Source organism: Nocardia sp. NPDC051052, assembly GCF_044456045.1.
In the GTDB taxonomy this organism is placed as follows: domain Bacteria; phylum Actinomycetota; class Actinomycetes; order Mycobacteriales; family Mycobacteriaceae; genus Nocardia.
This window is the reverse complement of sequence record NZ_JBITFL010000006.1, coordinates 178,010-199,300: the sequence shown is the minus strand read 5'-3', so window position 1 is coordinate 199,300 and position 21,291 is coordinate 178,010. Positions and strand designations below refer to the sequence as shown.

At 67.7% G+C, this 21,291-nt stretch carries 23 protein-coding genes; 12 read left to right on the top strand and 11 right to left on the bottom strand.

The features are described from left to right. Nucleotides 1-1,878, bottom strand: coding sequence for a methylmalonyl-CoA mutase family protein (locus ACIBCN_RS22080; RefSeq protein ID WP_396993494.1), 1,878 nt, complete (start codon nucleotides 1,876-1,878; stop codon nucleotides 1-3). Between the two features lie 182 nt (nucleotides 1,879-2,060). Here ACIBCN_RS22080 and ACIBCN_RS22075 point away from each other — a divergent pair, with 182 nt between their 5' ends. Next, entirely contained in the window at nucleotides 2,061-2,741 is a 681-nt protein-coding gene (locus ACIBCN_RS22075) for a TVP38/TMEM64 family protein (RefSeq protein ID WP_396993493.1), read from the top strand. A 2-nt stretch (nucleotides 2,742-2,743) separates the two neighbouring features. Here the strand turns inward: ACIBCN_RS22075 and ACIBCN_RS22070 are convergent, their stop codons facing one another. Both ACIBCN_RS22070 and ACIBCN_RS22065 read right to left on the bottom strand, forming a co-directional pair. After that, on the bottom strand, nucleotides 2,744-3,646 hold the full coding sequence (locus tag ACIBCN_RS22070) for a S1C family serine protease (RefSeq protein WP_396993928.1): 903 nt from the start codon (nucleotides 3,644-3,646) through the stop codon (nucleotides 2,744-2,746). Between the two features lie 134 nt (nucleotides 3,647-3,780). Next, entirely contained in the window at nucleotides 3,781-4,068 is a 288-nt protein-coding gene (locus ACIBCN_RS22065; protein WP_396993491.1) for a hypothetical protein, read from the bottom strand. A 418-nt stretch (nucleotides 4,069-4,486) separates the two neighbouring features. Here ACIBCN_RS22065 and ACIBCN_RS22060 point away from each other — a divergent pair, with 418 nt between their 5' ends. From ACIBCN_RS22060 to ACIBCN_RS22035, 6 genes are all read left to right on the top strand, one after another. Beyond that, entirely contained in the window at nucleotides 4,487-5,311 is an 825-nt protein-coding gene (locus ACIBCN_RS22060; RefSeq protein ID WP_396993490.1) for an amino acid-binding protein, read from the top strand. A 124-nt stretch (nucleotides 5,312-5,435) separates the two neighbouring features. Further along, complete coding sequence (locus tag ACIBCN_RS22055; protein ID WP_396993489.1) at nucleotides 5,436-6,314, top strand: metal-dependent hydrolase; 879 nt, start codon at nucleotides 5,436-5,438, stop codon at nucleotides 6,312-6,314. A 44-nt stretch (nucleotides 6,315-6,358) separates the two neighbouring features. Beyond that, nucleotides 6,359-7,216 (top strand): metal-dependent hydrolase, encoded by an 858-nt coding sequence (locus ACIBCN_RS22050; protein ID WP_396993488.1) that lies wholly within the window; start codon nucleotides 6,359-6,361, stop codon nucleotides 7,214-7,216. Further along, nucleotides 7,213-8,787 carry a flavin-containing monooxygenase gene (locus tag ACIBCN_RS22045; protein ID WP_396993487.1) on the top strand — a complete coding sequence of 525 codons (1,575 nt, stop codon included), beginning with the start codon at nucleotides 7,213-7,215 and terminating at the stop codon, nucleotides 8,785-8,787. Before ACIBCN_RS22050 ends, ACIBCN_RS22045 begins: the two co-directional genes overlap by 4 nt. Beyond that, nucleotides 8,784-9,731, top strand: coding sequence for an SDR family NAD(P)-dependent oxidoreductase (locus ACIBCN_RS22040; protein WP_396993486.1), 948 nt, complete (start codon nucleotides 8,784-8,786; stop codon nucleotides 9,729-9,731). The genes ACIBCN_RS22045 and ACIBCN_RS22040 overlap by 4 nt, the downstream gene beginning before the upstream one ends. Before the next feature lie 4 nt (nucleotides 9,732-9,735). Beyond that, a complete protein-coding gene (locus tag ACIBCN_RS22035) occupies nucleotides 9,736-10,785 on the top strand; it encodes a 2Fe-2S iron-sulfur cluster-binding protein (RefSeq protein ID WP_396993485.1) in 1,050 nt (349 codons plus the stop codon). Here the strand turns inward: ACIBCN_RS22035 and ACIBCN_RS22030 are convergent, their stop codons facing one another. From ACIBCN_RS22030 to ACIBCN_RS22020, 3 genes are read right to left on the bottom strand one after another with little or no spacing between them, the layout of a single operon-like run. Next, the gene (locus ACIBCN_RS22030; protein ID WP_396993484.1) at nucleotides 10,786-11,505 is read right to left on the bottom strand and encodes a TetR/AcrR family transcriptional regulator; all 720 of its coding nucleotides are present in this window, start codon (nucleotides 11,503-11,505) and stop codon (nucleotides 10,786-10,788) included. A 55-nt stretch (nucleotides 11,506-11,560) separates the two neighbouring features. After that, on the bottom strand, nucleotides 11,561-12,505 hold the full coding sequence (locus ACIBCN_RS22025) for a CorA family divalent cation transporter (protein ID WP_396993483.1): 945 nt from the start codon (nucleotides 12,503-12,505) through the stop codon (nucleotides 11,561-11,563). A 2-nt stretch (nucleotides 12,506-12,507) separates the two neighbouring features. Further along, nucleotides 12,508-12,696, bottom strand: a complete 189-nt coding sequence (locus ACIBCN_RS22020; RefSeq protein WP_396993482.1) for a hypothetical protein — start codon at nucleotides 12,694-12,696, stop codon at nucleotides 12,508-12,510. A 560-nt stretch (nucleotides 12,697-13,256) separates the two neighbouring features. On the opposite strand from ACIBCN_RS22020, the gene ACIBCN_RS22015 reads away from it, so the two are divergent. Together ACIBCN_RS22015 and ACIBCN_RS22010 are read left to right on the top strand one after the other, a co-directional pair. Next, the gene (locus tag ACIBCN_RS22015; protein ID WP_396993481.1) at nucleotides 13,257-13,598 is read left to right on the top strand and encodes an ArsR/SmtB family transcription factor; all 342 of its coding nucleotides are present in this window, start codon (nucleotides 13,257-13,259) and stop codon (nucleotides 13,596-13,598) included. A gap of 110 nt (nucleotides 13,599-13,708) precedes the next feature. Next, nucleotides 13,709-14,239, top strand: coding sequence for a DUF3558 family protein (locus ACIBCN_RS22010; protein WP_396993480.1), 531 nt, complete (start codon nucleotides 13,709-13,711; stop codon nucleotides 14,237-14,239). A 3-nt stretch (nucleotides 14,240-14,242) separates the two neighbouring features. On the opposite strand, the gene ACIBCN_RS22005 is transcribed toward ACIBCN_RS22010, so the two are convergent. The 5 genes from ACIBCN_RS22005 to ACIBCN_RS21985 form a co-directional block, all read right to left on the bottom strand. Then, nucleotides 14,243-15,964: an urease subunit alpha gene (locus tag ACIBCN_RS22005; RefSeq protein ID WP_396993479.1), complete on the bottom strand. Its 1,722-nt coding sequence runs from the start codon at nucleotides 15,962-15,964 to the stop codon at nucleotides 14,243-14,245. A gap of 31 nt (nucleotides 15,965-15,995) precedes the next feature. Further along, a complete protein-coding gene (locus ACIBCN_RS22000) occupies nucleotides 15,996-16,313 on the bottom strand; it encodes an urease subunit beta (RefSeq protein WP_396993478.1) in 318 nt (105 codons plus the stop codon). A gap of 61 nt (nucleotides 16,314-16,374) precedes the next feature. Continuing rightward, entirely contained in the window at nucleotides 16,375-16,677 is a 303-nt protein-coding gene (locus ACIBCN_RS21995) for an urease subunit gamma (RefSeq protein WP_396993477.1), read from the bottom strand. 98 nt (nucleotides 16,678-16,775) lie between these two features. Further along, the gene (locus tag ACIBCN_RS21990; protein WP_396993476.1) at nucleotides 16,776-17,222 is read right to left on the bottom strand and encodes a PaaI family thioesterase; all 447 of its coding nucleotides are present in this window, start codon (nucleotides 17,220-17,222) and stop codon (nucleotides 16,776-16,778) included. A 200-nt stretch (nucleotides 17,223-17,422) separates the two neighbouring features. Further along, entirely contained in the window at nucleotides 17,423-18,133 is a 711-nt protein-coding gene (locus tag ACIBCN_RS21985; protein ID WP_396993475.1) for a hypothetical protein, read from the bottom strand. A gap of 107 nt (nucleotides 18,134-18,240) precedes the next feature. Between ACIBCN_RS21985 and ACIBCN_RS21980 the strand changes: the two genes are divergently transcribed. From ACIBCN_RS21980 to ACIBCN_RS21970, 3 genes are read left to right on the top strand one after another with little or no spacing between them, the layout of a single operon-like run. Beyond that, nucleotides 18,241-19,287, top strand: coding sequence for a FecCD family ABC transporter permease (locus ACIBCN_RS21980; protein WP_396993474.1), 1,047 nt, complete (start codon nucleotides 18,241-18,243; stop codon nucleotides 19,285-19,287). Further along, nucleotides 19,284-20,372, top strand: coding sequence for a FecCD family ABC transporter permease (locus ACIBCN_RS21975; protein WP_396993473.1), 1,089 nt, complete (start codon nucleotides 19,284-19,286; stop codon nucleotides 20,370-20,372). The genes ACIBCN_RS21980 and ACIBCN_RS21975 overlap by 4 nt, the downstream gene beginning before the upstream one ends. Beyond that, nucleotides 20,369-21,223: an ABC transporter ATP-binding protein gene (locus tag ACIBCN_RS21970; RefSeq protein WP_396993472.1), complete on the top strand. Its 855-nt coding sequence runs from the start codon at nucleotides 20,369-20,371 to the stop codon at nucleotides 21,221-21,223. Before ACIBCN_RS21975 ends, ACIBCN_RS21970 begins: the two co-directional genes overlap by 4 nt. Nucleotides 21,224-21,291 lie beyond the last annotated feature (68 nt).

The window sequence follows — 21,291 nt, the reverse complement described above, 5'->3', positions numbered from 1 at the left end:
TCAGGCTCCCACCTTCTCCAGCAGGGCGGACAACGCGGCGACCGCATCGATCTTCGCCGCGAGATATCCGTCCGGACGCTGCGCGTCATCGAGCTCGGCGACCGCCTTGGCGGCACCGGCCAGCAACACCGTCTCCACTCCGGCGGCCCGCAACTGCGCCACCGCCGCACCGGCTTCCACGCCGTACCGCTTGTCCGAACCACACAGCACCGCGATCGGCGCACCCGATTCGGTTGCCGCCGTGGCGATCGCGCCCACCTCCAATGGTCCGGGATTGATGGATTCGATACCACCGGAGGCCAGCAGGTTCGCGATGAAGGTCACTCGAACGTTGTGTTCGGCGACCGAACCGAGCGGCACCAGTAGCGCTTTCGGCCGCGCGCCGTGCTCGGCCAGGTAGGCGTCGGACCGGTTGCGCAGCGCCTCGAACGTGGCACCGTAACGAGCCACCCGATCGTCCTGGCGCGCCGCCTCGGACAGCGGGCGCTCGGCCAGGTTCGGGAACTCGTTGACCCCGGTGACGGACGTCTTGCGGTGCGCGACATCGGAATCCCGCGCCGCCTTGGTCTCCGCGATGCGCTCGGCCAGCAGCCCGGAATCCAGCGCGGCCAGATAACCACCGGCCGCCTCGATTTCCTGCATGAACGCCCACGCCTTCGCGGCCAGCGCGCCGGTCAGGTCCTCGACGTACCAGGAGCCGGCACCCGGGTCCTGCACGAAGCCGAGGTGGGATTCCTCGAGCAGCAGCAGCTGGGTATTGCGCGCCATCCGGTCCGCGAACGATTTCGAGACGCCGAGTTCACCGGCGGGCAGCGCCGAATCGAAGGTCAGCACGGTGACCGCGTCCGCTCCGCCGACACCGGCGCCGAACGCCGCGAGGGTGGTGCGCAGCAGGTTCACCCACGGATCGCGCTGGGTCATCATGGCCGCGGAGGTCACCGCGTGCTGCGGCGCGCCACCGAAATTCGGTGCGCCGCACGCATGCGCGACGCGGGCCCAGAGTTGGCGGGCGGCACGGAATTTGGCGATCGTGGCGAATTGGTCGTCGGTGGCGGCGAACCGGAAGGTCAGCTGCGCCAACGCGTCCGCGATGTCCAGGCCCTCGGTGAGGGCGCGCAGGTAGGCCAGGCCCGCCGCGACGGCGGCACCGAGTTCCTGGGCGTCGGAGGCGCCCGCGTTGTGGAATACGGTGCCGTCCACGGTGATCGCGCGCACCGCCTCGGCACGCGCGACCGCGGTGGCGGCCACGGTCACCGTTTCCGCGAGTTCGATGTCGGCGGTTCCGGCGAACCTACTGGTGAGCGGTGCCGCGCCGAGGCAGACCTGAATGTCCTTGCGGGAGGCCGCGTCATAGCCGTCGAGCACGGTGTACAGGTGCGCGGCCGCGTCGGCCGTCGCGGTGCCCGCGTCCAGGGTCAGCGGCGCGAGATCGAACAGCAGACCGGACAGCGCGGCGGGCAGCTCGGCCGCGGGCACACCGCGCTCGCCGACGCCGAGCCATACGGCGCTGATGCCGTTGCCGAGACCAGCCATGATCTCCCGGTTGACCGCGGCGGCGTCGGGCCCGCCGAAGTGGGCGCTCACGTGCCAGCCACGGTGCACGTCGCGGGTGGCGTCACTGCCCCGGACGAACGGATACGCGCCGGGCAGCGGCTGCTCGGGCAGCTCGTCCTGCCGGGTGTACAGCGGGGCGATGGTGAGCCCGTCGTAGGTCGTTTCATCGAGCAGGTGCTCTGGTTCGTCCGGCAGTTCGGCGATCTCGACCCGCCGGACCTTCGCCAGCACCCCGGCCACACCCTTGCGCCACGCGGCGAACTGCGGCACCGGATCCACGCCCGTGGGCGCCGATCCCGGTCCGGGCTCTGAAGCAATCGGCATAGCTTGCTTTCCTCTTCCACTCGACTGCAGGCGCACCCGTGATTGTGTGCCGAAACCGCCGTATTCGCCCAGTTCAGCGAGTACTTTGGTTAACGAGCATTCGTCCCGTTTCCTCTGATGCTAGCGGCAACACTGCAACGCGTTGTCCCCTAGTACCACTACCACCCGGTAATCTGGCCCCGGTGACCAGGCTGATCCGTGACCCGCGTGTGCTCGCGTTGATCGTGGGTGTCGTCGCGTTGTTCGTGGCGGCGATGCTGGTCCCGCTACCCAGCCCGCGGCAGATCCAAGACTGGGCGACCTCCGTCGGGCCGATCTTTCCGGTGCTGTTTTTCGTGGTGCACGCGCTGGTGACGGTCGCGCCGATTCCGCGGACGGTGTTCACGGTGAGTGCCGGGCTGCTGTTCGGGCCGGTGCTCGGCATCGCGCTCGCCGTCGGCGCGACGACGATCAGTGCCGCGCTTGCCATCCTGGTGGTGCGCGCGCTCGATCGCGAGCAGGTCGCGTCCCGCCTGACCCATCCCGCCGTGCGCGCCGTCGACGATCGACTCCAGCGTCGCGGGTGGCTGGCCGTCGGGTCACTGCGGCTGATCGCCGCGGTCCCCTTCTCGGTGATCAACTACTGCTGCGGCCTGTCCTCGATCCGCTTCTGGCCGTACATGATCGCCACCCTCCTCGGCGTCCTCCCCGGCACCATCGGGACCGTCATCCTCGGCGACGCCCTCACCGGCACCACCCACCCCGCGTTGATCGTCTTCTCGGCTGTCCTGATCGCCGTCGGAGTGATCGGCTTGGTGGTCGACGCGCGCTGGGGTACCGACGCCGTCCCCCGCACCGAGGAACCGGCGATCGTCTCCAAATAGCGTCAGTCCACGGTCAGTTCGATGGGGACGGCGATGACGTCGACCATCGCCCCGTTGCGCAGCACGGTTACCGGGAGCTGGATGCCGATGGCGTCGGCGAACAGTTGGCGTTGAATGCCTTGGGCGTCACGGACTTCGGCGCGGGCGACGCTGAGCACCAGGTCGCCACGGCGCAGGCCGGCCGCCTCGGCTGGGCCGCCGCGCACTACTTCCATGATGCGGACCCCGGCGGCCTGACCGGTGCGGGCGGCGACAGTGGTGGGCAGCGGGGCGGGCATACCGACCAGCCCGAGGTAGGCGCGGCGGACGCGACCGTCGGTGTGCAGGGTGCCGATGATGCGGCGGGTGGTGGCGTTGATCGGGATCGCGAGGCCGAGGCCGATGCCCGCGACGGCGGTGTTGATGCCGACTACCCGGCCCGCCGAATCCGACAGGGCGCCACCGGAATTGCCGGGGTTCAGAGCGGCATCGGTTTGGATCACGTCCTCGATTACTCGCCCCGCGCGGCGGGAGGCGACCGGTACCGCTCGGCCCAGGGCGCTCACCACGCCCGCGGTGACCGAACCAGCAAGACCGAGCGGGCTACCGACGGCGACGACCAGTTGGCCGACGACGAGGTCGTCCGCGTCGCCGAGGGTGACCGCCCCCGGCGCGCCGTTACGGGAGCGCAGCACCGCGAGATCCGACAGCGGATCGACGCCGACAACGTCGAACTTGGCTTCCACCCCATCAGCGAACACCACGTCGCCGCCGCTGGCCGACCCGACGACGTGCGCGTTCGTCAGCATGAAACCGTCGTCGGTGAACACAACCGCCGACCCGCTACCCCGTCTGGTTCGCACGCTGGCCACATGCGGCGTAACCGACGCGGCAACCCTGGTCACCGTGCGCGAATAGGCATCCATCGCAGCGTCATCGTCCACGTCGACCACCACCCCTGATTACACGTTCACACCAACCCCCCTCCAGCATGCCCGCACTCCGCCCAGGGCGCACCGTGTTCACCAGGGGCACAAACAATCAACTGGGTCTTGGGGGGTTAGGCGGCGGGGCTCATGGTGGCGCCTTCGAAGAATTGTGATTCGGTCATGCCTAGGCGGCTGGTGATCAGTTCGAGGGCTAGGCGGAGGACTTCTTGGGCGGTGGGGGCTACGACCTGGGATTGTTCGATGCGGGTGGTGCCGCATTCGATGCGGACGCGGCAGCGCCAGCCTGTGCCGGTGGGATAGGGCTGGGGGCGGCCGATCACGACGCTCATTCGGACGCCGTCCCGGAGGAATTCGTTGGTGGCCAGCAGGTCGTCGGCGGGGGTGATGATCATGGTCATGTCACGCACGACCCGGTACAAGCAATGTTGCAGCTACAAGTCGGTTCCTCATCGGACGCTCCCGGTATTACTCAACAGGCAGGGCACTTACGACTATCCGTTCGCTATGAACGTAGCCCGACACGCGCAACTCCGCAACATTTGAGCAAACATTTAGTCACGAGGCGGTCGCTCGGGGTTCAACTCTGCGGGCCACGCCAGCCGGTCCGCTCGGACTATTGAGCCGGGGTGGCGCTCGGTCGCCACCCGCGAAGTCGGCCGACTTATCCGGTAACTGTGCGCTCGAACACGCACCCCGCCGCCTGTGCTCAGCATCACCACGGAAACCCCTGCCGCTCAACGGCTTTCCCGTCCGATTTCACCGCCGCGTTACACATTCGGCACGGGAACGGAAATGTTCGAGCCGGACGCTGTGCGCATGCGTCCGATGCGTGCTCGACATCGCGTACATGTGCTGGCGTGTGAGGTATGCGGCCGCTTGCCGCACCCGCGCCGGGCACGATTGACGCTGGCCAAGCTGGCCGCGGTATTTCCGGTGGAACTGGCGCTGCACGCGCTTGTCGTCCACTTCGACCCGCCCTATTTGCTCACCGTTGCCCTGCTGACGATCAGCACGACGACCCTCATCATCTGGGTCGTCGAGCCCTCGGCAACGCGCATGCTCGGCGCGTGGCTGCACGGCCCCGAGCTACGCAGCCGCGACGACGTCGACCGCGCCCCTACCCTGTGGCGCATTCGCGTCCGCGTCGACGATCGCCCCGGCCGGCTCGAGGCGCTCGCCAGACACCTGGCTCGCCGCGGTGCCAACATCTTGAATGTCCATGTGCACCAACTCGAATCGGGTGTGCTCAACGAACTGGTCATCGCCGCGCCCGCGGGAATCACCTCGGATACCCTGTCGTCGACGGTCGCACACGCGGGCGGATCCGCGGTCCGCGTCTGGCCCGCCTCGGCATTCGCCCTGATCGACGGCCAGACCAAGGCGCTCGGCATCGCGACCCGCGTCGCGTCCGACCCGGACGAACTCCCCCTCGCCATCGCCGAACTGCTCGGCGCCCGCTACCTGACCCCCGGCACCTTCGCTCACCGCGACCTCACGTTCGACGGGACCACCCTGGTGGTGCCATGGCAGCCGGACCGCCCACTTCTCTTCGTCCGCCCCGACGAACCCTTCACCCCGGCCGAGAACGCCCGCGCGAATCGATTGACCGACCTGGCCCGCAGCGTTACCAGACACGGCTGACCCACAGTCGCAACAGAATTCCGTCTACCTACGTCAACTCGAACACCCCTTGCCCTATCCGTCTGAGACGGTATCGTACTAGTAGTACCGCATACTGACGGTACCGAGCTCAATGAGGTGCGAGATGACCGAGCAAAGTGTGCGAACGAAGGACCGCACGGGCAACGGATACCCGAGGGCGAGGCGAATCAGATTCCGCTTCGGCGAGCCGGTGCCCATGTCGAAGTACTACGCGGGCGGCGACATGGTGTTCAGCCATTTCATCGCCGGACTGTCCGCGGCGTTCCCGCCCGGCGAGGAGTCGTTCATCCGATCGGTGCGCCGCTTCGCCGACCAGATCACCGATCCGGTGCTCAAGAAGCGGGTCGCCGGTTTCATCGGCCAGGAGGCGATGCACGGCCAGGAACACCGGCGCCTCAACGAGAAGCTGATCGAGATGGGCTACGCCATCGAATGGCTGGACGCGCCTGCGGCCGTCGAACGGCAGCAGCGTTTCGAACAGCGCATCCCCGCGCGACTGCACCTGGCGGCCACCGCGGCGGCCGAGCACTACACGGCGGTGCTGGCCGAACGCGTGCTGTCCAGCCCCGAGATCCAGGCGCTGGCCGGTGACGAAGAAGTGCGAAACCTGTTGAACTGGCATGCTTTCGAGGAACTCGAGCACAAGTCGGTCGCGTTCGACGTGTACCGCGCGGTCGGCGGCACGGAGACGATGCGCATCCTCACGATGGCGACGTTGGTCGCACTCACCCTCCCGCTCACGGCCGTCACACTCACCGCGTCGCTCAGCCGCGACCCGGACGCGCGGCGTTACCCGCTGAGCCTGGTCAGGGAAGCCTTCACGCTGTTCCGCGGGCCGGTGTTCCGCGGCCTCGGCCGCGAGCTGGTGCTGTATCTACGGCCCAACTTCCATCCCGACGACATCGACTCGCGAGAGTTGCTGGAGCGCTGGCAGAAAGAGCTCTTCGGCGCCGAAGGCGCCCTCGTCGATCACCTGAAGTAGCCGATCCCCTCACCCGAACAACCCTGGAATCAACGGAGATTCACATGACCACCAGTGTGCAGAAATCCGGCGGCTACCCGAAGGTGCGCCGGATGAAATTCCGCTTCGGCGACCCGGAACCGATGACCAAGTACTACGCGGGCGACGACATCGTGCTCAGCCACTTGGTCGCGCTGCTCTCGGCCGCCTTCCCACCCGGCGAGGAATCGTTCATCCGATCGGTGCGCCGATTCGCCGACCAGATCACCGATCCGGTGCTCAAGAAGCGGGTCGCGGCGTTCATCGGCCAGGAGGCCGTCCACGGTCAGCAGCACAGCAGCTTGAACGAGCAGCTGTTCGCGCTCGGCTATCCCCTGCCGCGATTCGTGAGCAGGCAGGGCGAACTCGTGCGCCGGGCCGAACGGCTGGCGCCACCCGCCGCCCATCTCGCCATCACGGCCGCCGCCGAGCACTACACCGCCGTGCTGGCGGCCCGGGTGCTGTCCAGCCCCGAAATCCAGTCCCTCGCGGGCGATCCCGAGGTGCGCAACCTGCTCAACTGGCACGCGCTCGAAGAGCTCGAACACAAATCGGTGACCTTCGACGTCTATCGATCGATCGACGGCCCGGAGTGGCTGCGGATCGCGATCATGTCGGTGATGTATCTCTTCACGATTCCGGTGGTCGGGCTCGGGGTGCTCGCCTCGATCATCGCCGATCCCCCTGCCTGGCAGCCGATCACGGTCGCCAGGCAGTCCTACCGGCTGATTCGCGGACCGATCGTGCGCGGCCTGCTCGGCGAGATCCAGGTGTACCTGAAGCCGGGCTTCCACCCGGACCAGGTGGACACCGCGGCCCTGCTTCAGCGGTGGCAGACCGAATTATTCGGCGCCCAGGGCGCGCTCGTGGATCGCGTCCGATGAGCGCGGCACAGCCCGACCATGGCACGCGGGCGAGTCGCGACAGCGCGCGGCCGCACGAGGTGATCGTGATCGGGGCGGGGTTCGGCGGCATCGGCGCCGCGATCGCCTTGCAACGCAAGGGCATCCACGACTTCGTCATCGTGGACAAGTGGGATCGCGTCGGCGGCACCTGGCACGCGAACACCTACCCCGGTGTCGCCGTGGACATCCCGTCGTTCATCTACAGCTTCTCCTATGAGCAGCGCGGTGACTGGTCGCGAATCTTCGCGCCAGGCACCGAGTTGCGCGATTACGCCGAGGGGATGGTCGACAAGTACGGCCTTCGGCCGAAACTGCGGTTGAACACGACGATCGTCTCGGCGGTGTTCGACGCCGAGAACAGCCTCTGGCTGCTTGGCACCGATGGCGGCCGCACGCTCACCGCGCGCTATGTCGTGATGGCGATCGGCGGGCTGGAACGACCGAAGATGCCCGACATTCCGGGCCTGCAAGACTTCAAGGGCACCCTGATGCACACGGCGCTGTGGGACGACGATGTCGCGCTGACGGGCAAGCGGGTCGCGGTGATCGGGACGGGTGCGACCGCGTTGCAGCTGGTGCCCGCCATCGTGGACCAAGTGGCGCACCTGAATGTGTTTCAGCGGACGCCGATCTGGGTGTTCCCGAAATCCGACGCGGTCGTGGGACCGTTCGGCCGCGCGGTGCTGGAGCGGCCCTGGGTGCGCTCCGGTATCCGGATGCTGGGCACCCTCGCGACCGAGATCGGCATGGGCGGCATGGTGGCCGGTCCCGCCTGGCTCAGTGACGCGGGCCGTCGGCTGGCGGAGATTCCGGCGCGGCGGTGGATGCGGGCCCAGGTACACGATCCGGCCATCCGCGAGAAGCTGATTCCGGCCTATGGGCTCGGTTGCAAGCGGCCGTCGATGTCGAACGACTATTTGTCGACGTTCAATCGGCCGGATGTCAGCCTGATCACCGAGCCGATCGGCCGCATCGGCGAGCACGACATCACCACCGAGGACGGGGTGCGGCATCCGGTCGATGTGCTGATCTGCGCTACCGGATTCAAGCTGTGGGAGAAGGATTCGATACCGCCGTTCCCGGTGACCGGCCGCGACGGGCTCGATCTCGGAGAGTTCTGGGACAGCAAGAGATTCCAGGCCTATCACGGCGTCTCGGTGCCCGGGTTCCCGAATATGTTCACCATCACCGGGCCCTACGGTTTCGTGCTCGGTTCCTACATCTGGATGATCGAGGCCACGGCCGCGCACCTGAGCCGGGCCATCGCCGAGACCAAGCGGCGCGGTGCGACCGTGTGCGAGATCAGCCAGCACGCGCACGACGAGTACTTCGCCAAATGCCTGCGCCGCCAGGAGAAGAACTTCCTGTTCACCTCCGCCTGCGACGGGTCGAACACCTATTACATCAACAGTCACGGTGATTCGCCGTTCCGTCCCTCGACGCACGGCGAGATGTACTGGCAGAACCGGCATTTCGATCTCGACGACTACCACTACCGTCAGCCCGTGCCCGCACCGCGGACCGGCGCGATCCTCGAGGAATCCGTATGAAACTCACCAATATTCACCCCGAACTCGTGGTGGTGACCGGTGCGGGCAGCGGCATCGGCCGGGCCATCGCCATCCGGTTCGCCACGGCGGGTGCGCACGTGGTGGTTTCCGATCTGGATCTGGATTCCGCCCTGGCGACCGAGGCGATGATCCACGCGCGCGGTCGGCGCGCCGCCGCGGCCCGGCTCGACGTCACCGATCCGGCCGCGTGGGAAGCGTTCGGCCGGGACGTGCGCGCGGATTACGGCGTGCCGGATGTGCTGGTCAACAATGCCGGCATGCTGGTCAGCGGCGCCTTCGTGGATCTCACACCGGCCGACTGGGATCGCCAGCTGAGCGTCAACCTGCTCGGCGTGGTGCACGGCTGCCGGGTGTTCGGGCAGCAGATGATCGACGACGGCAAGCGCGGCCACATCGTGAATATTGCGTCGGCGGCGGCCTTTACGCCGACGCCGGTGATGTCGGCGTATTCGGTGTCCAAGGCCGGGGTGAAGATGCTCACCGAGTGCCTGCGACTCGAGTTCGGGCCCAAGGGCATCGGGGTCAGCGCGATCTGTCCCGGGGTGATCAACACCAATATCGGCGAGCACGCCGTCACGGTCGGTGTCGATCAAGAGTTGATCGCGCGCGGCAAAGAGCTGGCGCGTCGAGTGCAGGACGTCGCGGCGAAACTGCCGTTCTCGCCGATGAGTCCGGATCTGGTGGCACGGGCGGCACAGCGCGCGGTGCGTTACGACCTTGCCGTCGTGCCGGTGCGGGCCGAGGCATGGCTTGGCTACTTCATGTTGCGGATCGCGCCGGGCGTGAATCGACGGATCACCCAGCCGTTCGATGTCGAGCGAATCGAACGGCTCGGTCGTCGGGTGCTCCGGCTGACCGATCCGGTGTCGGCCACTCCCGCAGCGGCGCAGCCTGTTTCGGTGCCGGTCGAGGCGCCGAGGTAGCACGTTGAGCGAAGACAGCGGGGCGCGCGGGCACGTGCTGAAGGTCGGCGCGGTGATCGAGGAGACCGACGATGCCCGCACGGTGGTTTTCGAGGTGCCCGCCGAGCTGACCGAGCGTTTCCGATACCGTCCCGGCCAGTTCCTCACCCTGCGGGTGCCCAGCGCGCGTACCGGCTCGGTGGCCAGGTGTTATTCGTTGTGCAGCAGCCCGCACTGCGATGATCGGATCGCGGTGACGGTCAAGCGGATCGCGGACGGCTATGCCTCGAACCTCATCTGCGACACCGTCGCGGTCGGTCACCTGATCACGGTGCTGGAGCCGTCCGGCGCGTTCGGGCCGCGCGATCTGAACACCGAGGTGCTGCTGTGCGCGGCGGGCAGCGGCATCACACCGGTCCTGTCGATCATCAAATCCATGATGGTCGGCGGCGGGAATGTCGTTGTGCTGTATGCCAACCGGGATCGGCGGTCGGTGATCTTCGCGGACACCCTCGACGACTGGACACACCGCTACCCCGGCCGGTTACAGGTGTTGCACTGGCTCGAATCGGAGCGTGGGCTACCCACCTCGGATGCGGTCGCGGAACTGGTGCGACCGTATTCCGACCGTGACTGGTTTCTATGCGGGCCAGCTGGATTCATGAACGTGGCCGGTGCCGCGGCTACCGCACTGCACGTGCCGATATCCCGCATCCACACTGAGGAATACCGGTCTCTGCAGTCGAATCCATTCGAGACAGTCGACGCAAGCCCGCCCGCCGCAACCCCACTCGGTGACGCGGCCGTTGTCGAAGTGGACATCGACGGCGAAACCCATGTCCTGGACTGGCCCACACACACTCCCCTACTGGATGTGTTGCTGGACAACGGAATCGACGCCCCGTACGTCTGCCGTGAATCCGCTTGCGGCACCTGCGTCTGTTCGGTGAAGCAGGGACGCACCCGGATGCGGCAGAACGAGGCACTCATCGATGACGAGCTCGCCCTCGGTTTGACCCTCGCCTGCCAAACCCTCCCGGAGTCACCCCGAATCCACGTCGCCTTCGACCAGTGATTACTCCGGCTCGAAGGCCAGGTGCGCCGGCTTGTGCACGTCGAGCGGCAGATTGTTGAGCTCGGCGACCCCGTCGAGCATGTTCCTGGCGATGATGCTCACATGCTGGGCGAACCGCTCGGTCGACATCACCTCGGCCCTGGCCCGGTTCGCGCCGAGCCACCAGTCGGTGGCCGAGCCGACCGCGCCGAAGATGGCGTAGGCGGTCAACTCCAGGCTGCCGGTGTCAACGTTCTGTCCTTCGAGCCGCTCCTCGACCATCTGCGCCGCCAGCAGCGCCGACCGTTGCGCCACCTCGATGGCGCGTTCGGGTTGCTCGGCCTGCTGCGCCAGCCTGCTGTGTACCAGAAAGCGGAACACGTCGGGCTGCTCCTCCACCACGGCGACGTACTCCGCGATGGCGGTGCGGATCAGCTCGGCCACCGAATCGGTGGTCAGACTGATCTTCGCCAGTACCCGCTCCCACAGCACGCTCTGCACCCGCTCGAGGATCGCCAGGTACAGATCGGTCTTGTCCGCGAAATGCCGGTACAGCTTGGGCTTGGCGCAGCCCGCGGCGCGCGCGATGTCGTCCATGCTCACGTCGGGCCCGTGCTCGGCGAGCGCGCGGAAGGCGGCGTCGACGAATTCGCCGCGCACCTGCTCCCGATGCGCACGCCATCGTTCGGTCCTGGCATCCGGACGCGGCGCGTCGGGCGAGCTGCTACCGGCGGCCGTCATACTTGTCATGGTATTGAATGGCGACCTCGGCCACGCCGTTCGGGCCGCTCCTCGCTCAGCGCAGCCAGCCCTTCCGTTTGATGTAGGCGAGCGGGATCACGGCGGCCACCAGCGTCATGAGGGTGGTGGCCAGAAACCCGTGCTGCCATTCCAGTTCCGGCATCCAGGTGAAGTTCATGCCGTAGAAGGTGGCGATCAGGGTGGGCGGCAGGAAGACCGCGGTGATGATGGTGAACACCTTGACGATCTGATTCTGTTTGACGTCGAGCCAGGTCATCACCGACTGCTGCAGGTAGCGGACCTTGTCGTGCTCGAAGCCCGCGTGCTGTTTCACCCCGTCGATGTCGGCGATCAGGATGGCGAGCAGGCTCTCCATCTCGGCGCTGCGCACGGTGATGTCGGCCATCAGATGTCTTGCGGCACGGGCCAATTGGAGCTGGGTCTCCTGGGTGCGCGAGACGATCTCCTCGGCCGCGTTCATCCGCGACATGGTGCCGCGCATGTCGGCGACGCCGATCTCGCGGCCGCGCTGGTCGTAGCCGTTGGTGGCCATCTCGATCTCGTCGTTCATCGGCTCCAGCGCGTCGCTGGCGTAGTAGATGACCCGCTCCGATGCCTCGTTCAGCGCCCAGAGCAGCGCGTACATCACGCCGTGCGAGGAACCGGTGAGGGTCGGGGTGCGGCGCATCTTCGCGATCGCCTTGTCGAACGGGATGAAGTGCTCGTCCGGCTGCAACGTCACCAGGAATTCGGCGCCCAGCGCGAAGACGATGGTTTCGCGTTCGATGGCGTCGCCGCGCTTGTAGTTGGCCACGACCGGCAGGTAGAGGAAATTGTCGGTCTCCCAGACCCGGTTGCGGGCGGCGGCGAAGTCGACGCCGAGCCGCTCGCGAAGCACCGCGGCGGTGTCGGCGTCGCCGGCCGCCAGCGGAATCCAATGTTGTTGCAGGACTTCGGTGTCGAACCGGTCGCCGGGCACGGCGCTGGTGAGTGCGCGCATCGCTACTGACCGTAGGACGAGTGCGCGGGCGAGACCGACGACGAGCCGACCGGTGCCTGATGATGGGCGTAATGCATGGTCAGCAGTCCCGCGCTGATGAACAGGTAGAGACCGATCGTGAACCAGATCGACTGGCGCTCCAAATTCGGTGCGCGGTGCGATGTTTCGGCCCTCTTGAACATGATCGCCATGGCGGAACTCCAATGCTTCGTAGGTCTGGTGGTGACAGCGCCCGCTACCACACGGGCGCAGCACGTGGCCGCGCCCGAAGATCGGTGCGGCTGCACGCTTTCGCAAGCGCTCTGTACGGCCGTCACGGGACGGTCGCACCGACTTACCCGGGCCGACGCCGTGCGCGCCGCCCTTCGGGTCGAACGATGTTGAGAATTGGTGCCGCGTCAGGCGATCGGGCGGCCGCTCAGCTCGGCCACGGATCGCGCGGGCAGATCAACGACGAACCGGCACAACCCGTTTCGCTAAGGCGGTCCGGCTAGAGACGTCGATACTGTCAACCGGCATCAGCCGCTCACCCCGCTTCGTTGGTTGTTCAGCTACGCAGAATTGCGCACCCATTATTAGAAACCCGCCGCCGTACGTTCGTCAATCAGTTGCGCAAGTATTCGACTGCGTGCCACGCTACGGACACGCGGCCTCGCGCATTCGCTCCCAGCGGCCTCGCGCCTTCGCTCCGCGAGCCTTCCCAGCGGCCTGGCGAATTCGCGCTCGCCAGCGCTCCCGGTTGGAGGCGGACGTGACCGAGCACAGCGAACCGGGCCCCCTCCCGGCGGCTCAACTACAGGACGCGGCAGCGGTTTTCGGTATGCTCGCGGCCACCGCCCGGCTGCAGATCCTCTGGCTGCTCGGTCAGGGCGAACGCGATGTCGGCACACTGGCCACCGATATCGGCCAAACCGTGCCCGCGGTCAGCCAGCACCTCGCCAAACTCAAACTGGCCGGTCTGGTCCACATGCGCAAAGAGGGTCGGCGCAATGTCTACACGATCGCCGATCCCGGCATCGCCGACATCGTCCGGCTCGCCTTCCGGCATCACCGGCTGCACGGCGGGCAGCTGCCCGAGGGCCTGGGCGACTGAACGGCCTGGCCGACTGAGAGCAAGATCGCGCCTGCTCAGGTCGCGTGTCGGCGGATCGCTGGGTACCGTGACCTGGTCTGACCCGTTGATGATCCAGAAAGGGAGCGGTGATGAACCCGTTCTCTGTCCGTAATGCCGGACTTGCCGTTATCGCCCTGGCCGGATTGGTGACGGGATGTAGCACCGCCAGCACGCCGGACGCCGCCCCCGCGGCGCCCGCGAACCCGTTCGCCGACTGTGCGCCACTGACCAACCAGCAGATCAGCGACGCCGTCCAGGCGGACAGCCTCACCACGCACCACTCGCCGCAGGTCTGCTACTGGGAGGCGCAGGTCGGCGACGGCGACGCGACCGTCAGCTTCACCTACTCCGCGCAGGACTCGCTGCAGCAGCTGTGGGACCGCGCCAGATCCGATGGCTTCCAGACCGAGCACATGGTGATCACCAAGCACGCCCTCGGCACGGTCACCGCGACCGCGTTCTACATCCGCAACCCACACGACACCAGCGACTGCGCCGTCACCGCCGCCGCCAACGGCGCCATCACCTGGCGCGTCCAGAAGCGTTCGCACACAACCACACTCGACCCCTGCGCGGCCGCACTGGACCTGGCAACCATGATGGTCGACCTGTCCCCCTAGCCCTCAGAACAGGAAATAGCGCTGGGCCATCGGGAGTTCGGTGGCGGGCTGTTCGGTCCAGACCTCGCCGTCGATGCGGACGGTGAAGGTGTCGGGGTCGACTTCGATACGCGGCATGGCGTCGTTGTGCGGCATGTCGGTCTTCTTGCGGTCGCGAACGTTCTTGACGGGGGCCAGTTTTCGGTTGATCCGCAGACGATCGGCGAGGCCGTCGTCGATGGCTTGCTCGGCCACGAAGTGCAGCGAGGTGGCGGCCGCGACCAGCGGGGCCGCGCCGAACATGGGGCGGGGCAGCACCGGCTGCGGGGTGGGGATGGAGGCGTTGGCGTCGCCCATCGCGGCCCAGGCGATGGCGCCGCCCTTGAGCACCGCGTGCGGGCGGACGCCGAAGAAGGCGGGCTCCCACAGCACCAGGTCGGCGAGCTTACCGACCTCGACCGAACCGATCTCGTGGTCCAGGCCGTGCGCGACGGCCGGGCAGATGGTGTATTTCGCGATGTAACGCTGGACCCTGGCGTTGTCGGCGGCGCCGTCGCCGGGCAGCGCGCCGCGCCGGCGCTTCATCACGTGCGCGGTCTGCCAGGTACGCATGACCACCTCGCCGATGCGGCCCATGGCCTGGGAGTCGCTGCCGATCATCGAGATCGCGCCGAGGTCGTGCAGCAGGTCCTCGGCCGCGATGGTGGACGGTCGGATCCGGCTCTCCGCGAACGCGAGGTCCTCCGGGATGGCCGCGCTGAGGTGGTGGCACACCATGAGCATGTCGAGGTGCTCGTCGAGGGTGTTGACGGTGTGCGGGCGGGTCGGGTTGGTCGAACTGGGCAGCACGTTGAGATGTGCTGCGACAGTGATGATGTCGGGCGCGTGGCCGCCGCCCGCGCCCTCGGTGTGATAGGCGTGGATGCCGCGGCCCGCGATGGCGCCGAGGGTGTCCTCGACGAAACCGGCCTCGTTCAACGTGTCCGAGTGCAGCGCCACCTGGACGCCCGCCGCGTCGGCGACGGTGAGGCAGGCGTCGATCGCCGCCGGGGTGGAACCCCAATCCTCGTGCAGCTTGAAACCCGCCGCGCCAGCACGCAATTGTTCCCACATCGACTCGGCGCTGACCGTGTTGCCCTTGCCGAGCAGCACGATGTTCATCGGCCAGCCGTCGGTGGCCTCGAGCATGCGGGCCAGGTGCCAGGAGCCCGGCGTGACGGTGGTCGCCTTGCTGCCCTCGGCGGGGCCGGTGCCGCCGCCGATCAGGGTGGTGATGCCGCCACCGAGCGCCTCGTCCATCAGCTGCGGGCAGATGAAGTGCACGTGACAGTCGATGGCGCCCGCGGTGAGGATGCGGCCGTTGCCCGCGATGATCTCGGTGGACGGGCCGACCACCAGGTCGGGGTGGATCCCGTTCATGGTGTCGGGGTTGCCCGCCTTGCCGATGGCGCAGATGCGGCCGTCGCGAATGCCGATGTCGGCCTTGATGATTCCCCAGTGGTCGATGATCACCGCACCGGTGATCACGGTGTCGGGGGCGCCGTCGGCGCGGGTTGCGCGGGACTGGCCCATCGATTCGCGCAGCACCTTGCCGCCGCCGAAGACCGCCTCGTCGCCCGCGAGTCCCGGTCCGCCGCTGCGGTCCTCGGTGATCTCGACGAAGAGATCGGTGTCGGCCAGCCGGATTCGGTCGCCGGTCGTCGGTCCGAACAGTTCCGCGTAACGGGCGCGGCTCAACTCAGTCATGGTGTCCCTCCGGGCAGGCCGCTGGTCTTACTCACTGCGTCTTGTCCAGGTGGCCGGGCGGCGGCAGGCTGATGCCGTACACCTCGCGGGTGCCGCCGAGCGGGACCAGCGAAACTCGTTGCCCCAGGCCGGGTTCGAAGCGGACCGCGGTGCCCGCGGGGATATCGAGCCGGTGGCCGTGCGCGGCGGCGCGGTCGAAGCGCAGCGCGGCATTGGACTGCGGGAAATGCACGTGGCTGCCGACCTGCACGGGACGATCACCGGTGTTGACGACGTCGAGTTCGATCCGCCGCGCACCCGCGTTGAGCTCGATAGTGCCCTCGGCACAGCGGTATTCACCGGGAATCATGCCGCGCACGTCCCCTTGAAATCGGCACGCACCCGGTCCAAGCGATCTCTCATCCGGTCCCCTAACCGATCGGATGGTGGACGGTGACCAGCTTGGTGCCATCCGGAAAGGTGGCCTCGATCTGGACATCATGGATCATCTCCGGCACGCCCTCCATCACGTCGGCGCGCGCGAGAACCGTTCGCCCAGAAGACATCAGCTCGGCGACCGAGCGCCCGTCGCGCGCGCCCTCGAGCACGTGATCGCTGATCAGCGCCACGGCCTCCGGGTGGTTGAGTTTGAGTCCGCGCGCCTGCCTGCGCCGGGCCAGCTCGGCCGCGTAGCTCAGCAGCAGCCGTTCCTGCTCATGCGGCGACAGTCGCATCCGGGCTCCTCACCGGGTCGGGGTTGATGGGTGACGGTCATTCTGGCACGCCCGTTCCGGCGACGCGGAACGAGCGCCTGGCCGGGCGGGCCGTCGGGTCAGTTCCTGGCCGGCAGGTTCTGCAGGCGAACCTGGCCGCGCGCGACCACCCGATTCTCCGCATCGGTGATCACCACCTGCCACAACTGCTGCAACCTGCCCCGATGGATCGGCGTCGCCTCACCGAGGAGATCGCCGTCGCGGACCGCACGCAGGAAATCGGTGTTGTTGTTCACTCCGACGACCGTCCCCCTGGCGCCATACCAGATCCCGCCCGCGACGCTGGCCAGCGTTTCGATGACGGTGCTGTAGACGCCACCGTTCTGGATGCCGGCGGGCTGGTACAGGTGCGGCTTGACGGTCCACTCACCGCGCACCCGGTCCGCGGTCGTTTCGGTGTAGCGCAGGCCGATCAGGTCGGTGAACGTGCCTTCGCTGACCTTCGTCATCTGCTCCGGCGTGATGGTCACGAGCCAATCCGCCGCCCGGGTCTCCTGATCTGTCATGCGGTCCACTTTTGCACAGTGGCCGGGACCCGATTACCGCTGGCTCGGCGCGGCCGGTCGCGTCTTGTGCCGCAAGAAGATAAAGCGATGGGCTCCACGGCTAGACGTGGAGCCCATCGCGGCAATGGATCGGGGGTCACCGCAGCCCTCGGGACTCTCGACCAATCCTAACGCCGGTTATTACTATAGGTCAGGCTTACCTAACTTAGCAAGGCCGTCGCGCGACGAACCGGTAATCCACGCTGCTCGAGCGCCGCCAAGAGTCCTTGACCACGGCGGGTGCCGATCTCCGCGTCGGTGCCCGCCAGGTCGGGCACGTAGGTGGACGCGCCCGCGATGGATTCGCCGACCAGCAGCCAGAATCGGCGCGCGCTCAGACCCGAGTAGCGGGCCATGCTCGACTGGATCAGCGTCAGCGAGGGCTCGCAGCGATGCGCGAGCCAGACGTACATCGCGCCCTCGCACGGCAGGCTCACCGCACCGGACTCGTCGGCCAGCGGGTCGCCGTCGAGCACGCGAATGGTGGTGTCGCCCAAGCCGGCCCAGTCGATGCCGCCGTCGTTGTCGGTGTGGATCCACAGGTTCTCCAGGCCCGGATCCCAGGCCCGCCCCTCGGCCACCAGCAGCGCGATCACCCGGCCGACCACCGCGTGGATCAACGCGGTGGCCACCACCTCCGCGGCGACGTCGGCGCGAATCATCTCCGCGGCATGCCTGCGATACATCCGTTCGATGCGACCCTCGCGCACCCCGTCGGCGAGCCGCCACCATCGACGCTTGCCCTGCTCGACCATCGCCGCCACCGCGTACACACGCGGATGCTCAGGTTGCAGTGCACGCAACCTGTCACATGTGCGATCGAACGCCATGTGGGCATGGCGCGGCGGGCAGGTGGTCATGAGCTCGGGCATTGAACCTCCTCGAGGATTGGCCATAGCGGTGCACACCGCAAGATAGGTTAGGCTTACCAGACCAATCGGTTCTCTGCTACAACGAATCTCAGGAGTATTTCGTCACCGTGACCATGCTCGGCAACACCCGGCGGCGACGCCTCTCCGGCCTGCTCGCGCTGACGGTTCTGCTCCTGCTCACCGTGCTCGCCAGTGTCGCGATCGGTACCAGGTCGCTGGCGCCGGGCACCGTCTACGACGCCGTGCACCACGCGATCGCCTGTGCGGGCGGGCCGTTCAGCTGCGCAGCCGGATCCACCGCCGAGGAGATCGTACGTGGACTTCGGCTACCGCGCACGGCGCTGGGGCTGGTCACCGGAATCGCGCTGGGCATGGCGGGCGCGCTGATCCAGGGCTACACGCGCAATCCGCTCGCCGACGCGGGACTGCTCGGCTTGAACGCGGGCGCGGCATTCCTTGCGGCGCTGAGCATCTACCTGTTCGCGTTCAGCGCGCCGGAGCAGTACATCTGGTTCGCGTTCGCGGGCGCGTTGATCGCGGGCGTCGTGGTGTTCGGGGCGTCGGCGATCGGCGGCGGCAAGGCGAGTCCGCTGAGCCTGGTACTGGCCGGCGCGGCAGTCACCGCATTTTTGCAGGCGATGACGAATGCCATTGTGCTGCTGGACCCCGCGTCGCTGGACACCTACCGGTTCTGGGTCGTCGGCACGGTCGCGGGCCGCGATGCCGCGGTGTTCTGGCAGGTACTGCCATTCCTGGCGTTCGGGGTGCTGCTCGCGCTCATCGCCTCGCCCGGACTGAACCTGCTGAGCCTCGGTGACGACGTGGCGCGCGGGCTCGGGGTGAACATCGGGCGCAGTCGCGCGCTCGGGCTGGCCGCGATCGTGCTGCTGTCCGGTGCGTCGACCGCGGCCGTCGGGCCGATCGCGTTCCTCGGGCTGGTGGTGCCGCATCTCGCGCGCGTGATCACTGGGCCGGACTATCGCTGGCTGGTCCCGTATTCCGGCTTGATCGGCGGGTTGCTGCTGCTGATCGCCGACATCATCGGCCGCGTCGTGGCCCGCCCCGGCGAACTGCAGGTGGGTGTGATGCTGGCCGTACTCGGTGCGCCGTTCTTCATCGCGTTCGTCCGTCGCCGGAAGTTGGTGAGCCTGTGACCGTGTCGCTGAAGACCGACGGCGTTCGGCCCGCGCTGCGGATCGGGCCCGCCTCGGTGGTATTCCGGCCGGTAATGGTGACGATCGTGATCGCCCTGGTCGCGCTGCTGCTGCTGTGCTTCTGCCTGGACGTGGCTACCGGCGAATCGCACATCCCGCTCGGTCGGGTGCTCGACGTGCTGACCGGCGGCGGAACGCGCTCACAGCGGTTCATCGTGCTCGACTCCCGGCTGCCGAGGGCGCTCACCGCGGTGGTGGTCGGCGCGGCGCTCGGACTCTCGGGGGCGATCACCCAGTCCATCCTGCACAACCCGCTCGCCGCGCCGGACATGCTCGGCATCACCTCCGGTGCCAGCCTCGGCGCGGTCGCGGTGGTGGTCGGCGCCGGCGGGACCACCGGCGTGCTCGCGACGTTCGGCGCACCGCTGGCCGCGCTGGCGGGTGGTCTGCTCACGGCCGCGGCGATCTACCTGCTGGCTTGGGGACGCAGCCCGACCGGGGATCGGGGCGTCACCGGCTTGCGACTGGTCCTGATCGGCGTCGGAGTGAACGCGGTGCTGGTCGCGGGCATCAGCTGGCTGCTCACCCGGGCCACGCTGCTCGACGCTCAGCGAGCGCAGTTGTGGCTCAACGGGTCGCTCAACAACGCCAGTCGATCCGGTTTGCTGCCCGCGGCATTCGCGCTGGCCGTCGTGGTGCTGGTCGCGCTCGGTTCGGCGCGCACGCTGGCCGCGCTGCGGCTCGGCGCCGACACCACCCGCTCGCTCGGCGTGCGGATCCAAAGCCAGCAGGCGATCTTGATCGGCGCCGCGGTGGTGGGCGCCTCGGTGGCGACCGCGGCCGTCGGCCCGGTGGGTTTCGTCGCGCTGGCGGCGCCGCAGATCGCGCGACGACTGCTGCGCACCCCCGGCGAACCGTTGATCGGGTCGGCGCTCATCGGTGCCATCCTGGTTGCCGGGGCGGATGTCGCGTCGCGCACGGTGTTTCCGGCGGAGCTGCCGGTCGGCATCGTCACCGCGGCATTCGGCGGACCGTTCCTGCTCTATCTGCTCGTGCGAATGAATCGGAAGGCGACACTGTCATGACTGCGACCAAGGCGGAGCCGACGCGGCTCGCCGCCGACGACGTCACGCTCGCCTACGGGGACCGGGTCATCATCGACGGGCTCACCCTCGACATCGCCCCCGGCGTGATCACCACCGTGATCGGCCCGAACGGCTGCGGTAAGTCCACGCTGCTGCGCTCGCTCGGTCGCCTGCTGCGCCCGCAGCGTGGACGAGTGTTGTTGGACGGCAAGGCCATTTCGACGATGAAGACCAAGGACGTGGCCAGGGTGATCGGCATGCTGCCGCAGTCGCCGGTCGCGCCGGAGGGGCTCACCGTCGCCGATCTCGTCGCGCGCGGGCGTCATCCGCATCAGACCTGGTTCCGGCAGTGGTCGGCCACCGACGAGGACGAGGTGCTGGACGCGCTCGCGCAGACCGGGATCGCCGACCTGGCCGACCGCGCGCTCGACGAACTGTCCGGCGGCCAACGCCAGCGCGCCTGGATCTCCATGGCGCTGGCGCAGGGCACCGACATCCTGCTGCTCGACGAGCCGACCACCTACCTCGACCTCGCGCACGCGGTGGACGTGCTCGACCTGGTCGACCGGCTGCACGCCGAGCTCGGCCGCACCGTGGTGATGGTGCTGCACGACCTCAATCTGGCGATCCGCTACAGCGACGAACTGATCGTCATGCGCGAGGGACGCATCGTCGCGCAGGGCCGTCCCGCCGACATCGTCACCGTCGAGCTGCTGCGCGAAGTTTTCGACCTCGACGCCTCGGTTCTGGAGGATCCGGTCTCCGGCCGGCCGATGGTGGTTCCCATCGGAACGCGGCACGTTGTCGGCAAAGCAGGCGGGCCCGTCATGCCCGAATCCACCGCCGTATGACAAATGACACACCAGCTATTCCATAGTTACGACACCCTGTAGTACGCATGCGCGTCGTTGAGTCCGTA

Bases quoted from the DNA above. Each gene is read 5' to 3' on its own strand.
- ACIBCN_RS22080 (WP_396993494.1), bottom strand. From the start codon at position 1,878: ATGCCGATTGCTTCAGAGCCCGGACCGGGATCGGCGCCCACGGGCGTG.
- ACIBCN_RS22070 (WP_396993928.1), bottom strand. From the start codon at position 3,646: ATGGATGCCTATTCGCGCACGGTGACCAGGGTTGCCGCGTCGGTTACG.
- ACIBCN_RS22065 (WP_396993491.1), bottom strand. From the start codon at position 4,068: ATGACCATGATCATCACCCCCGCCGACGACCTGCTGGCCACCAACGAA.
- ACIBCN_RS22060 (WP_396993490.1), top strand. From the start codon at position 4,487: ATGCGTCCGATGCGTGCTCGACATCGCGTACATGTGCTGGCGTGTGAG.
- ACIBCN_RS22055 (WP_396993489.1), top strand. From the start codon at position 5,436: ATGACCGAGCAAAGTGTGCGAACGAAGGACCGCACGGGCAACGGATAC.
- ACIBCN_RS22050 (WP_396993488.1), top strand. From the start codon at position 6,359: ATGACCACCAGTGTGCAGAAATCCGGCGGCTACCCGAAGGTGCGCCGG.
- ACIBCN_RS22045 (WP_396993487.1), top strand. From the start codon at position 7,213: ATGAGCGCGGCACAGCCCGACCATGGCACGCGGGCGAGTCGCGACAGC.
- ACIBCN_RS22040 (WP_396993486.1), top strand. From the start codon at position 8,784: ATGAAACTCACCAATATTCACCCCGAACTCGTGGTGGTGACCGGTGCG.
- ACIBCN_RS22030 (WP_396993484.1), bottom strand. From the start codon at position 11,505: ATGACGGCCGCCGGTAGCAGCTCGCCCGACGCGCCGCGTCCGGATGCC.
- ACIBCN_RS22025 (WP_396993483.1), bottom strand. From the start codon at position 12,505: ATGCGCGCACTCACCAGCGCCGTGCCCGGCGACCGGTTCGACACCGAA.
- ACIBCN_RS22020 (WP_396993482.1), bottom strand. From the start codon at position 12,696: ATGGCGATCATGTTCAAGAGGGCCGAAACATCGCACCGCGCACCGAAT.
- ACIBCN_RS22010 (WP_396993480.1), top strand. From the start codon at position 13,709: ATGAACCCGTTCTCTGTCCGTAATGCCGGACTTGCCGTTATCGCCCTG.
- ACIBCN_RS22005 (WP_396993479.1), bottom strand. From the start codon at position 15,964: ATGACTGAGTTGAGCCGCGCCCGTTACGCGGAACTGTTCGGACCGACG.
- ACIBCN_RS22000 (WP_396993478.1), bottom strand. From the start codon at position 16,313: ATGATTCCCGGTGAATACCGCTGTGCCGAGGGCACTATCGAGCTCAAC.
- ACIBCN_RS21995 (WP_396993477.1), bottom strand. From the start codon at position 16,677: ATGCGACTGTCGCCGCATGAGCAGGAACGGCTGCTGCTGAGCTACGCG.
- ACIBCN_RS21990 (WP_396993476.1), bottom strand. From the start codon at position 17,222: ATGACAGATCAGGAGACCCGGGCGGCGGATTGGCTCGTGACCATCACG.
- ACIBCN_RS21985 (WP_396993475.1), bottom strand. From the start codon at position 18,133: ATGCCCGAGCTCATGACCACCTGCCCGCCGCGCCATGCCCACATGGCG.
- ACIBCN_RS21970 (WP_396993472.1), top strand. From the start codon at position 20,369: ATGACTGCGACCAAGGCGGAGCCGACGCGGCTCGCCGCCGACGACGTC.